Source organism: Gordonia sp. NPDC127522, from assembly GCF_042672305.1.
GTDB lineage: Bacteria > Actinomycetota > Actinomycetes > Mycobacteriales > Mycobacteriaceae > Gordonia > Gordonia hongkongensis.
Genome location: NZ_JBHXVK010000006.1, coordinates 180019 through 193466, shown reverse-complemented (window position 1 = coordinate 193466; position 13448 = coordinate 180019). Strand labels below are relative to the sequence as shown.

At 67.5% G+C, this 13448-nt stretch carries 7 protein-coding genes; all 7 read right to left on the bottom strand.

Going from position 1 to position 13448, the window contains the following annotated elements; translation table 11 throughout:
* Positions 1-51 precede the first annotated feature (51 nt).
* The 7 genes from ACFVHY_RS13620 to gltB all read right to left on the bottom strand — a co-directional run bounded on the left by ACFVHY_RS13620 (position 52) and on the right by gltB (position 13346).
* Positions 52-1881, bottom strand: a complete 1830-nt coding sequence (locus ACFVHY_RS13620) for an AMP-dependent synthetase/ligase (protein WP_390272514.1) — start codon at positions 1879-1881, stop codon at positions 52-54.
* Between the two features lie 108 nt (positions 1882-1989).
* Positions 1990-3975 (bottom strand): ABC transporter ATP-binding protein/permease, encoded by a 1986-nt coding sequence (locus ACFVHY_RS13615; RefSeq protein ID WP_390272512.1) that lies wholly within the window; start codon positions 3973-3975, stop codon positions 1990-1992.
* Positions 3976-4196: 221 nt separating this feature from the next.
* Entirely contained in the window at positions 4197-4706 is a 510-nt protein-coding gene (locus ACFVHY_RS13610; RefSeq protein ID WP_390272510.1) for a hypothetical protein, read from the bottom strand.
* 25 nt (positions 4707-4731) lie between these two features.
* A complete protein-coding gene (locus ACFVHY_RS13605; protein ID WP_390272508.1) occupies positions 4732-5613 on the bottom strand; it encodes an acyl-CoA thioesterase in 882 nt (293 codons plus the stop codon).
* A gap of 64 nt (positions 5614-5677) precedes the next feature.
* The gene (gene pyk / locus ACFVHY_RS13600) at positions 5678-7102 is read right to left on the bottom strand and encodes a pyruvate kinase (protein ID WP_390272506.1); all 1425 of its coding nucleotides are present in this window, start codon (positions 7100-7102) and stop codon (positions 5678-5680) included.
* A 174-nt stretch (positions 7103-7276) separates the two neighbouring features.
* A complete protein-coding gene (locus tag ACFVHY_RS13595) occupies positions 7277-8782 on the bottom strand; it encodes a glutamate synthase subunit beta (RefSeq protein ID WP_390272504.1) in 1506 nt (501 codons plus the stop codon).
* Positions 8775-13346 carry a glutamate synthase large subunit gene (gltB, locus tag ACFVHY_RS13590; RefSeq protein WP_390272502.1) on the bottom strand — a complete coding sequence of 1524 codons (4572 nt, stop codon included), beginning with the start codon at positions 13344-13346 and terminating at the stop codon, positions 8775-8777. Before gltB ends, ACFVHY_RS13595 begins: the two co-directional genes overlap by 8 nt.
* Positions 13347-13448: the final 102 nt, after the last annotated feature.

Below are 13448 nucleotides of genomic sequence, written 5' to 3'. Positions count from 1 at the left end.
TCTTCTCCCTGTCTCGTGCCGGCGATGTGACCGTCTTGCAACGGGCCCCGGTCACGACCTCAGATCCACCACCGAACGTCCCGGTTGCGCCTCGTACAGTTCGCCGATCTCACTGGCGTACTTGGTCGCAATCGGCTTGCGGCGCAACTTCATCGTGGGGGTGAGCTCGTCGCCGCCAGGATCCCAGGCGGTCGGCACGATGGTAAATCGTTTGACCTGCTCCACGCGGGACAGTGACCGATTTCCGGCACGGATTGCCACCGCCACCTCTTCCACCACGTCGGGGTGCGAGGACAACTCGGTCAGGTCGGCACCGGACAGGTCGAGTCGCTTGGCCCGCGCGGCCGCCGCATCCGGGTCGAGAACCACGAGCGCGGACACATAGGGCCGGCCGTCGCCGATCGCCGCGACCTGACCGATCAGCGACGACGCCGCCTTCATCGCGTTCTCGATGTTGGTGGGCGACATGTTCTTCCCGGACTCGTTGATCATCAATTCCTTCTTGCGGTCGACGATGGTCACGTTGCCGTCACCGTCGATCGTCGCGATGTCACCGGTCGACAGCCAGCCGTCGGCATCGATCGTCTCGGCCGTCTTGTCGGGCTGTTTGCGGTAGCCGCGCATCACGACCGGTCCGCGGACGAGGAGCTCTCCGTCGTCAGCCAGTCTCACCTCCATGCCGCGGACCGGTTTGCCGACGGTGCCGATCCGGAGGTTGTCGCTGGTCGTCATCGTCGAGACGCCGGTGGTCTCCGACATCCCCCAGACCTCGAGAACCGGGATACCGAGTCCCAGGAAGAACTTCAGCACCTCCGGTGGGATCGCGGCCGCACCCGATCCGGCGAAGGAGACCTGGTCGAGGCCCAGCGCGGAGCGGACCTTGTGCAGCACCAGGCGATCGGCGAGACCGTGTGTGAGACCGCCGGAGCCCTTGCCGTCGATCTGGGCCTGCGCCGCCGAGGCCCCGGCGCGGAACGCCCAGTCGGCGAGCGCCTTCTTGACCGGGCTGGACTCCTCGGCCAACTTCGCCTCGATCCCCGCTCGGATCTTCTGCCACACCCGCGGCACCCCGAAGAAGAACGTCGGGTGCACGTCGGGAAGGGCCGCGGCGATCTCCCGGGGATCGGGCACCGTGGTGATCTGGATGCCGCGCATCATGTTGGCGGCGTGGGAGGAGACCCGGTCGGCGATGTGCGCTGCGGGTAGATACGAGATGGCCCGGTCGTCGAAGCCGGCTTGAACGATCTCGGCGAGCGCCGTCATCTCGGCGACGATGTTGCGATGGGTGATCTCGACACCCTTCGGCGGGCCGGTGGTGCCCGAGGTGTAGATCAGGGTCGCGAGGTCCTCGGGTTCCACCGCCTGCCACGCCGCGGTGAAGTCGAATCCGGCCGGCGGCGGGGACTGTTCGAGATCGGCCATCGACAGCGCGCCCGTCGCGACGCCGTCGACGACGATCGTGGTGGACACCCCGGTCGCCGCGGCGGTGATCGCGGGCAGGAACACCTGCTCGGTGACGACGACGGTGTTCTCCGCGTTGCCGAAGAGGTACTCGATCTGTTGGGGCGAACTGGTGTTGTAGATCGAGAACGGAACCGCGCCGAGGTGAAGCGCCGCGGCGTCGACGAGGTGGAACTCGGGGCGGTTCGTCAGCATGATCCCGACGGTGTCACCGCGCTTGACCCCCAGGGCCGCGAGCCCGCCGGCGATGGCTTCGACGCGCGCGGCGTACTCCGCCCACGTAATCTCCTGCAGCCCACCGACCGTACGGATGGCGACGGCGTCGGGCCGTACGGTGACCGTCTGCTGGAACGCGGCGGGCAGCGTCGCCACTGCGACACCGGTCTGATGGGGGAAGGTGATGGTCTCTGCAGTGGTCATGACAGTCCTCGACTGGCCGAAGTGATGTGTTGCACGTCACATTAGCCAGTCCGGGCGTGCGTCACGGCCGGTTCCGGTGAATGGTGAACGCTTGACAAAAACCCCAGATCAGGACCGTTTGTCGAGCGAAGGATGCTCGGTCAGCGACTCGAAATTCCAGGCGCCGCCACCGGTCAGTTCAAGCAGATCGGTGTGATGCTGGTCGGTGGTGCTGCGATGACTCACCGACACGAGGATCGTGTCCGGGAGCTCCGTGCGGATGAGCGAGTACAGCGAGTACTCCAGCCCCTCGTCCACCGCCGAGGTCGCCTCGTCCATGAACACGGCCTGCGGCCGGGTCAGCAGGATGCGCGCGAACGCGATGCGTTGCTGCTCGCCCGGGGAGAGCACCTTGACCCAGTCCTCCTCGTCGTGGAGCCGGCCGACCAGATGCGGGAGGAAGACCTTCTCGAGCGCCGCCTTGATGGCCTCGTCGCCGACGTCGTCGGGCAGCGCCGGGTAGGCGACCGCCGTGCGCAGATCCCCCAGCGGGATGTAGGGCATCTGCGACAGGAACAGCGTGTGCTCCCCCGGCGGCCGGGTGAACTCGCCGTCGATGAAGGGCCACAGTCCGGCGAGGCCGCGGAGCAGTGTCGTCTTGCCCGAGCCCGACCGCCCCTTGACGACGAGAGCCGCCCCGGGTGCGAGGGAGAGGTTGAGCGCGGTGATGAGTTCGTCGCCGCTCGGGGTCTTCACGTCGACGTCCGACAGAGCGACGGCGCGTTCCCGATCCACGGTCGTGACCTCGGCCATGGTCCGCGACCGTGCATCGGCGTCGGCGAGACCGTCGAGACGGATGATCGACGCGCGCAGAGCGGTGAAATCGTCGTAGGCGTTCCGGAAGAACGACAGGGCGTCGTGCATCTCGGCAAAAGCCGACGACGTCTGCGACACGTCACCGAGTCTGATCTGCCCGTCGAAGAATCGTGGTGCCTGCACGATGTACGGGAACACCACCGAAAGCTGCGAGATGCTGAAGTTCCAGCCGACGAACGCCAATCTCACGTAGATGATCTGCCAGAAATTTCGCACAACAGCGCGGAACCTGGTCATCAGATTCCGGTGTTCCGCACGCTCGCCGCTGTAGAAGGCGACGTTCTCGGCGCCATCGCGGATGCGGACCAGCGCGTAGCGGAAGTTCGCGGTGAGGCGTTCGCGCCAGAAGTTCAACCGGATCAGCGGGCGTCCGATGGCGAACGCCACCACGCTGGCGACGAGCACATAGATCAGAACCAGCCACATCATCATGCGCGGGATCTCGATACCGAAGACGTTCAGCGGGCCCGACAGATCCCAGAGCACGATTGCAAAGGACACGATCGACGCGCATGCGGGCAAGACGCCGTTCGTGGACAACCCGTTCCCGCCCCAGAACAATGACGAGCCGACGGTCGCGAGGTTGGTGATGTCGGCCTCGATACGTTGATCGGGGTTGTCCACACCCGGGTGGATATCGGCGGAGCTACGAGTCGGCTCGGACTTGTCGCGTCCGAACCGCCTGCGCCGCAACAGTCCCGCGCTCAGATCGACGAACCGGTTGCGGTAGAAGGCACGTCCGGCCATCCAGTCGGCCGTGGCACCCTCGGTGAGCCAGTAGCGCAGCCTGATCTCGAACGCCGCCCCTGCATAGATCTCGACCATGGTACGCACGACGTGGATGGTCGCGAGGATGCCGAACACGGCCATCGAGTGCCAGAACGCGCTCTTGCCGATCTCGAGCATCTCAGCACCCTGGGGACCGCCGGCGGCCAAGCCCTCGCCCGCTGTCTGGAGCGAGTTGAAGAGGTCGTTGCTCCAGTACGAGACGAGCACGGTGACCCGTACACCCAGCAGCGACAACAAAGTCAGCGCGATGACGAGACCCCAGGCCGCAACCCGCGTCTCGCGCTCGGTGAAGAATCCGCCGATGACCCGCCACAGTGGACCGGCCCATCGGCTGTACCGCGACAGCAGGTAACCGATGAGGAGAACTGCCACGGCCGAGATCGCGAACGCGGTGGCCAACCACTTCAGACTGGCCCACACCTCGTTGCCCCAGTCGATGCTGTACTCCACGCCCACTCCTCGCGTCGGATGGCCCGGCGGCGGGCATCACGGTCGACAACCCCCCGGTCGATCGCAGCGAGGGCCCCGTCGCCACAACGGGTCCGGGCCTCAACGATGATCCGGCGCAGTTTAACCCGGCGTTCACCCGGTGTCCGGGCAACCGCGTCGACGCGGCGGCGGCCGGTCGCCGGAAGCGCGGAATGTCGGTTTTGTCGACTGGTTCGGTGACGTCAGCCCAGCGGGCGCAGCACCGCGCCCTGCTGGAGCGCCGCGGTCGAGACCGACTCCGCGAAGCGGCGGTCGGCATCGCCGACGCTGACGAGATAACCCGCGTCGGTGTAGTCCACGCCGCTCACCTCGAAGGTGAGTTGGCACCCGTCGTCGCCGCGGAGGAACACCGACAGGGTGGTGGTCGCCACCTCACCGCCGGCCGCGTCGTACAGGACGACCGGTGCGCCGCGAGCCAACGTGCCGCCGTCTGGGAGCGCGGCGTTCTCGGTCAGACAATCCGCAACGACCCCGCCCTTGGCGGTGAACGTGGGCGTGGTCAGGAGGCCGGCGACGACCGCGACACCCACGATGACCGCGAAGACGATCATCGCGGCCGTGGTCGCGACGATGACCGGGACACGCGTGCGTCGCTGCCACGTCCGGCGCGGCAGCGGTGGGCCGGGGTCCAGCCACATCTCGGGTGCGGGGCCGTACCCCGGGGTCATCGACGCGCCCGTGCCGCGATCCATCAACTCCCCCTGCACACCGGTGCGGTCACTTCTTCTTCGGCGGGAAGTACTTGATGAGCGCTTCTTGCACGACCGACGTCGCGAGAGTGCCGTCGCGCATCCAGAACCGGCCCGATCCCATCCCGCGTGACCCGGTAGCGACCGGCGACCGGGTGGCGTACAGCAGCCAGTCGTCGAACCGGAACTCGCGGTGGAACCACATCGAGTGATTGACGGTCGCGGCGAACAACCGGTCCATGCCCCAGGAGAGGCCGTGGGTGGTGATGATCGAGTCCAGCACCGTGGTGTCAGAGGCGTAACACATTGCGGCGACGTGCATCACGGGGTCGTCGGGCATCGTGCCGTCGGCCTTCATCCACACCCGGTTGTCGGTCAGCTTCTCCCCCGCCTCCTTCGCCTTCCAGCTCGGATCGTTCGCGAAACGGATGTCGATGGGGTGCAACGCATTCACGAAGGCCGCGATACGGTCCTCGTAGCCCTTGAAATGCTCCCCGAGAGTGGGTAATTCCTCCGGATACGGCACCTGGGGGATCTCCACCGCGTGCTCGAGCCCAGAAGTGTTGTCCTGGAACGCGACCAACATCGTGAAGATCTCTTCGCCGTCCTGCCTGGCCGTCACCTGACGATTGGCGAACGACCTGCCGTCGCGGAACCGATCGACGTGGTACTCCAACGGTTTGGTGACATCGCCACCACGGATGAAGTGCGCGTGCAGCGCGTGGATCGGCGGGTTGCCCCGACTCAGACTCCGGGCCGCCGCGACGACCCCCTGGCCGAGCAGCTGACCGCCGAACGTCCGGGCGGTGACCTGCTCGGGATGGTGCCCGATGAACAGGTCGTCATCCTGACGTTCGACGTCGAGCAACGCGAGTAGCTTGCCGAGATCTCCGGCCTGGTCCACGGTCATGCCTCACACCCTAGAACCCGGACGCGGCTGCGTCGTGCACCGGCCCGAGCAGGGGCAGGTGCGGTCAGTGGTCCTGCTCGCCGATCCGGTGCACGTGGATCAGGTTGGTCGAACCCACCGTCCCGGGCGGGGCCCCGGCCACGATCACCACGACGTCGCCCTCGCTGAGCCGCCCGATACGCAGCAGCTGATGGTCGACCTGGTCGATCATGTGGTCGGTCGTGTCGACGTGGTCGACGATGAACGTCTCGGTTCCCCAGCTCAGCGCGAGCTGGCTGCGGACAGCCTGGGTCGGCGTGAACGCCAGCAACGGGAGGCGCGAGTGCAGACGGGCCAGTCGACGCACGGTGTCCCCGGACTGGGTGAACGCGACCAGCGCCTTCACCTCGAGGCGCTCGCCGATGTCACGCGCCGCGTAGGAGATGACACCGCGCTTGGTACGGGGCACGTGGGACAGCGGCGGCACGTCGCGGGGGCCGGTCTCGACCGCCCGACAGATCCGGTCCATGGTCCGCACCGTCTCGAGCGGGTACTTGCCCACCGACGTCTCGCCGGACAGCATGACCGCGTCGGCACCGTCGAGCACCGCGTTCGCCACGTCGGAGGCCTCGGCCCGGGTCGGCCGCGAGTTCTCGATCATCGAGTCGAGCATCTGCGTCGCCACGATCACCGGCTTCGCGTTCTCGCGGGCCATCTGGATGGCCCGCTTCTGGACGAGCGGGACCTCTTCGAGCGGGAGTTCGACGCCCAGGTCACCACGGGCGACCATGATCGCGTCGAAGGCCAGCACGATGGCCTCGAGGTTCTCGATCGCCTCGGGCTTCTCGAGCTTCGCGATGACCGGCACCCGGCGGCCGACGCGGTCCATCACCTCGTGGACCAGTTCGATGTCGGACGGGCTGCGCACGAAGGAGAGCGCGACCATGTCCACGCCCAGTTCGAGGGCGAATTCGAGGTCGGCGATGTCCTTCTCCGACATCGCCGGCACCGAGACACTCATCCCGGGCAGCGACAGCCCTTTGTTGTTGCTGACCGGGCCGCCCTCGGTCACGGTGCACACGACGTCGTTGCCCTCGACCGCGGATACGGCGAGGCCGACCTTGCCGTCGTCGACGAGCAGGCGGTCGCCGGGGCTGGCGTCCTCGGCGAGCTGCTTGTAGGTGGTCGAGACGCGGTCGTGGTCGCCCACGACGTCGTCGACGGTGATGCGCACCTGCTCGCCGGTCTCCCAGACGGTCGAACCGTCACAACCGTCGAATCGGCCGAGCCGGATCTTGGGGCCCTGTAGGTCGGCGAGGACGCCGACGGCTTTCTCCGTGGTGTCCGAGGCCTTGCGGACGCGCGCATAGACGGCCGCATGGTCCTCATGCGTGCCGTGGCTGAAGTTCATCCGGGCCACGTCCATGCCGCTTTCGACGAGCTCTTTCAGTCGCTCGTCGCTCGCGGTGGCGGGGCCCAGGGTGCAGACGATTTTGGTTCGGCGTGTCACAAGAACACCTTAGTCCCGTCCATGGTCCATCTCCATGTCGCCGACGACATGTCACCGGCCCGCCACCGGCTGTTACCGCTGGTGGCGAGCCGCTACCGCCGAGTATGAAATTTACTTAACTTGTTGCGGCCGCGTGAGTTCGACCGAGCCCGGCGGATGGCGCCGAGGGCCTGCTCAGCGCACCGACAGGGGTAGGGACGCCGGACGGACCGGAGACGGGAGATCGGACTCGCCGACCAGGAACTCGTCGACCGCACGCGCGGTCGAGCGGCCCTCCGCGATCGCCCACACCACCAGCGACGCGCCGCGATGGGCGTCGCCGCAGACGAACACACCCGGGGCGTCGGTCTGCCAGTCGCTCCCGCAGGAGATGACGCCGCGCCGGTTCGGCTCGATCTCGAGATCGGCGAGCAGCGCCCCACCCCGTACCCCGGCGAACCCGATCGCGAACAGGGCCAGCTCGCAGGGGATCTCGAATTCCTCACTCACCGGCGTGATCTCGCGGCGTCCGTCGGCGTCGCGCGTCACCTCCACCTCGGCGAGCACCATCGTCGTGACGTTGCCGTCCTCGTCACCCTCGAATCGCTGCACCGCGACCTGGTGCAACCGTTCGCCGCCTTCGTCGTGCGCGCTCGAGGTCCGCATGATCAACGGCCACGTCGGCCACGGCGACCGCTCGTCGTCGCGCTGACCGGGCAGTTCCGGGTTGTAGTCGAGTTGCACGACCGAGGCCGCGCCCTGACGGTGCGCCGTACCCAGGCAGTCGGCTCCCGTGTCACCACCGCCGATGATCACGACGTGCTTGCCCGCGGCGGTGATGGGAGACGGCCCGTCGCCCTCGCACTCCTTGTTGGCGGGCACGAGATGCTCCATGGCGAGGTGGATGCCGTTCAGCTCCCGCCCCGGCACCGGGTTGTCGCGTGCCTCCATCGCACCGATGGCCAGGACCACCGCGTCGTGGTTCGCGCGTAGATCGGCGACCGACAGGTCGGCCCCCACGTCGCAGTTGGTGACGAAGGTCGTTCCCTCCGCCCGCATCTGGGCGATACGTCGGTCGATGTCGGACTTCTGCAGCTTGTACTCCGGGATGCCGTAGCGCAGCAACCCGCCGAGCCGGTCGTCGCGCTCGTAGACGGTGACGTCGTGACCGGCCCGGGTGAGCTGTTGTGCCGCAGCCAGTCCCGCGGGTCCCGAGCCGACGACCCCCACCGACTTGCCGGTGGTGGACTCAGGCGGCTCGGGCCCGATGATGCCTTCGGCCCACGACTCGTAGGCGATGGTCTTCTCGATGCGCTTGATCGTCACGCTGCCGCCGGTGGCCGGCTCGGAGATCGAGAGCACGCAGGCGGATTCGCACGGCGCCGGGCACACCATCCCGGTGAACTCCGGGAAGTTGTTGGTCGCGTGCAGCCTGCTGCTCGCGGCATCCCACCGGCCGCGCCGGACGAGGTCGTTCCACTCCGGGATGAGGTTGCCCAGTGGGCAACCCGCGGTTCCGGAATGACAGAACGGGATACCACAGTCCATACACCGGCGGGCCTGTCCGCTGACCTCGTCGAGGACCTTGATCGGATTGTCGGCGTGCTCGTAGACGTCGTCCCAGTCCTGGACGCGTTCGGCGACCGGACGGTACCTCGCCTCTTTCTTCGGGACCTCCAGGAACCCGCGCGGGTCAGCCACGTGCCGCCTCCATGATCGCTGAATCGACGTCGCGCCCTTCGGCTTCGGCCATCCGGGCCGCGTCGAGGACACGCTTGTAATCGGTGGGCATCACCTTGGTGAACGCCAGGCAGCGTCGGGGCCAGTCGGCCAGTATCGACGCGCCGATCGCGGAACCGGTCAGTTCCGTGTGTGTGGCGATGGTGTGCTTGAGCCAGGCGAGGTCCTCCGGGTCGGGACGCAGGAGTTCGACCATGGCCATGTTGACCTTCGCGGGATCGAGGTCGTGCACGAACGCGATGCCACCCGACATGCCGGCCGCGAGATTGCGTCCGGTCGGCCCGAGGACGACCACCCGGCCACCGGTCATGTACTCGCAGGCGTGGTCGCCCACTCCTTCGACGACCGCCGTAGCACCCGAGTTGCGTACCGAGAAGCGTTCGCCCACTCGGCCTCTGAGGTACACCTCACCGGAGGTCGCCCCGTAGAGGATCGTGTTGCCGGCGATCACCTGGTCCTCGGCGACGAACAGCGAGTCGGGATTCGGCGTCACGACGATCTTGCCGCCACACAGCCCCTTTCCGACGTAGTCGTTGGTGTCGCCGGTCAACCGGATCGTCACACCCGGCGGCAGGAAGGCTCCGAGCGACTGCCCGGCCGAGCCCTCGAGCCTGACCGTGATCGTGTCCTCGGCGAGGCCGTCGGCCCCGTACCGCCGGGTCACCTCCGAGCCGAGCAGGGTGCCGACCGTTCGGTTCACGTTGCGCACGGGCAACTCCAGGGTCACCGGGTGTGCGTCCTCGAGTGCACCCTCGGCGAGCTGGATCAGCGTCTGGTCCAGCGCGCGCTCGAGGCCGTGTTCCTGGCCCCGCACCCGACGACTCGGTCCCTTGTCCTCGACCTTGCGGAAGATCGGGCTGAGGTCGAGCCCCTTGGACTTCCAGTGCGCGACCGCGGCGTCGGTGTGCAGACGCTGCGACTGCCCGATGGCATCGTCGAGCGTGCGATAACCCAACCGCGCCAGGTACTTCCGGACGTCCGCGGCGATGAAGCGGAAGAAGTTGACCAGATGGTCGACCTGACCGGTGAAGCGGGACCGCAGCTGGGGGTTCTGCGTGGCGACGCCGACCGGGCACGTGTCGAGGTGGCAGACGCGCATCATGATGCACCCGGCGACGATCAGCGGCGCGGTCGAGAACCCGTATTCCTCGGCGCCCAGCAACGCCGCGGTGATGACATCGCGCCCGGTGCGCAGCGCACCGTCGCACTGCACCGTGATGCGGTCGCGCAGGCCGTTCAGCATCAACGTCTGCTGGGCGTCGGCGAGGCCGATCTCCCACGGAGTGCCGGCGTGTTTGAGCGAGGTGAGCGGCGACGCACCGGTGCCGCCGTCGTGCCCGGAGATGAGGACGACGTCGGCGTGCGCCTTCGACACCCCGGTCGCGACCGTCCCCACGCCGACCGCACTGACCAGCTTCACGTGGATGCGCGCCTGCGAATTCGCGTTCTTCAGGTCGTGGATCAGCTGGGCGAGATCCTCGATCGAGTAGATGTCGTGGTGCGGCGGCGGCGAGATCAGCGCGACACCCGGCGTCGAATGCCGGGTCTTCGCGATCCACGGATACACCTTGTAGGCCGGGAGTTGGCCGCCCTCACCGGGTTTGGCACCCTGCGCCATCTTGATCTGGATGTCGGTGGCGTTGATGAGGTAGTCGCTGGTCACGCCGAACCGACCCGACGCGACCTGCTTGACCGCGCTGCGGCGTTCCGGATCGTAGAGACGCTCGACGTCCTCGCCGCCCTCCCCCGAGTTCGAGCGGCCGCCGATCCGGTTCATGGCCATCGCGATGGTCTCGTGGGCCTCCGCGGAGATCGAGCCGTAACTCATCGCGCCGGTGTTGAAGCGCTTCATGATCTCCTCGACCGGCTCCACCTCGTCGAGCGGGATCGGTTCGCGCGCATCGAGATCGAAGTCGAACAGTCCGCGCAGGGTGCCGCCCTCACGCGAGAGCCGGTCGACCTCGTCGGAGTACTTCTGGAAGATCTCGGCCCGGCCGGTCTTGGTGGCGTGCTGCAGCAGGAAGATGGTCTCGGGCGAGAACAGGTGCAATTCACCCTCGCGGCGGTACTGGTACTCGCCGCCGACCTCGAGCCGACGGTAGACCTGTTCGGTGGGATTCTCCGGGAAGGCCCGGTGGTGGCGGATGCGCACCTCCTCGGCCAGTTCGTCGAGTCCGACGCCCTCGATCCGCGACACCGTACGGGTGAAGTACTCCCGCACCACCTCCGACGACAATCCGACGGCCTCGAAAGCCTGTGCCGCGGTGTAGGAGCTGATGGTCGAGATGCCCATCTTGCTCATCACCTTCAGCACACCCTTGCCGAGGGCCTCCAGATAGTTGCCGATCGCCTTGGCCCGGGTCACCCCGGTCAGCTCACCTTCGGCGATCAGATCTTCGATGGTCTCGAGTGCCAGGTAGGGATTGACCGCGGCGGCCCCGAAACCGATCAGGGTGGCGATGTGGTGGACCTCGCGGGCATCGCCGGACTCCACGACGAGGGCGACCCGCGTCCGCTCCTTGGTGCGGACCAGGTGGTGGTGCACCGCCGAGGTGGCAAGCAGCGACGGGATGGGCGCGTGCTCGGCGTCGGTGAGCCGGTCGGAGATCACCAGCGTCGTGTGCCCCTCGGCGATCGCCTGACTGGCGCGCAGCCGGAGGTCCTCCAGCGCGGCGGCGAGACCCGCACCGCCCTCGGACACCTCGTACAGCGCCCGCAGCACCTTCGCCGACAGACCGGGATTGTCACCGTCGTCATTGATGTGGACCAGTTTGGCCAGCTCGGCGTTGTCCAGTACCGGCCAGTGCACCATGATCTGGCGGCACGACGCCGCGGTCGGCCGCAGCAGGTTCTGCTCCGGCCCCATCACGCGACTCATCGACGTGACGATCTCCTCGCGGATCGCATCCAGCGGCGGATTCGTGACCTGGGCGAACAACTCGACGAAGTAGTCGTAGAGCAACCGCGAACGCTGCGACAGCACGGCGACCGGGGTGTCGGTGCCCATCGATCCGAGGGGTTCGTAGCCCGACGCCGCCATCGGGGTCAGAAGTACGCGCAGATCCTCCTCGGTGTAACCGAAGGAGATCTGGCGGCGGACGACGGTGTCGTGGTTGGGCTGGAAGACCGGCCGGTCCGGGAGCGTGGCGATGTCGAGCAACCCGGCGTGCAGCCACTCGTCGTACGCCTCGGCGTTCATGAGCTCGCCCTTGAGCTCCTCGTCCGGGATGATCCGACCCTGCTGGGTGTCGACGAGGAACATGCGGCCGGGTTCGAGCCGGCCCTTGCTGATCACGTCGTCGACCGGGACGTCGAGCACACCGGACTCGGAGGCGAGGATGACCCGGCCGTCGCGGGTCTGCCACCACCGGCCCGGGCGCAGTCCGTTGCGGTCGAGGACCGCGCCGACGACCGTGCCGTCGGTGAACGTGACGCACGCGGGACCGTCCCAGGCCTCCATGAGCGAGGAGTTGAACTGCAGGAACGCCCGACGACGGGGATCCATGTCGGGCACGTTCTCCCACGCCTCGGGCACCATCATCATCACCGCGTGGTGGACGTCCCGACCGCCGAGGTGCAGGAGTTCGAGGACCTCGTCGAGCGACGCCGAGTCGGAGGCCTCGGGCGTGCAGATCGGGAACGCGCGCTTGAGATCGCCGGGGATGAGGTCGGTCTCGAGGAGCGCCTCCCGGGCACGCATCCGGTTCCGGTTACCGCGCACGGTGTTGATCTCGCCGTTGTGCGCCACGAACCGGAAGGGGTGCGCGAGCGGCCACGACGGGAAGGTGTTGGTGGAGAACCGGGAGTGGACGATGGCGATCGCGCTGAGGCAGCGGTCATCTCGCAGATCCTCGTAGTACAGCGGGAGCTGCATCGTGGTGAGCATGCCCTTGTAGACCATCGTTCGACTCGACAGCGATGGGAAGTACAGCCCGGTGCCGGCTTCGTCGATCTCCGGTGTCACCCGTTCGGCCTGCTTGCGGAACGGGTAGATGAAGCGATCGAGGGCCAGCCCGGCGATTCGGTCGGCGCCGGGCGCCGGGTCGACGGTGACGAACAGCTGCATCATGTACGGCATGCACGCGACGGCCGTCCCGCCGACGTCGGCGTGTTCGTGGTCGACGGGGAGGTCCCGCCAGCCGAGTACGGTGATGCCCTCGTCGGCGGCGAGGGCCTCGACCCGTTCGATCGCCGCTCGGCGGAGATCGGGGTCCATGGGCAGGAAGCACGTTCCCGCGGCGTAGCTGTTCGACCCGTCCGTGGCGGGCGCGGGAAGGTCGAAGTCGACGGTCTCGCGCAGCAACTCATCCGGGAGTTGGATCAGGATTCCCGCGCCGTCACCGCTGTTGGTCTCCGCCCCGGCCGCACCGCGATGCTCGAGGTTCTCCAGCGCCAGCAACCCGTCGGCGACGATCGAATGCGAACGGCGACCGTGGATGTCGGTGACCATGGCCACACCACACGAATCGACCTCGGCCTCCGGGTCGTACAGACCCTGCTTGGCCGGCAGCGCAGAAAACAGCATCACTACCTCCACTCGAACCGAGAACCGGCTCGCTGCTGAGTGTCCAATGGGACAGCACTGGCCCGTGGAGCATTGCGCGGCGTACGAATGACCGTGCCGAGA

Bases quoted from the DNA above. Each gene is read 5' to 3' on its own strand.
- ACFVHY_RS13620 (WP_390272514.1), bottom strand. From the start codon at position 1,881: ATGACCACTGCAGAGACCATCACCTTCCCCCATCAGACCGGTGTCGCA.
- ACFVHY_RS13610 (WP_390272510.1), bottom strand. From the start codon at position 4,706: ATGGATCGCGGCACGGGCGCGTCGATGACCCCGGGGTACGGCCCCGCA.
- ACFVHY_RS13605 (WP_390272508.1), bottom strand. From the start codon at position 5,613: ATGACCGTGGACCAGGCCGGAGATCTCGGCAAGCTACTCGCGTTGCTC.
- gltB (WP_390272502.1), bottom strand. From the start codon at position 13,346: ATGCTGTTTTCTGCGCTGCCGGCCAAGCAGGGTCTGTACGACCCGGAG.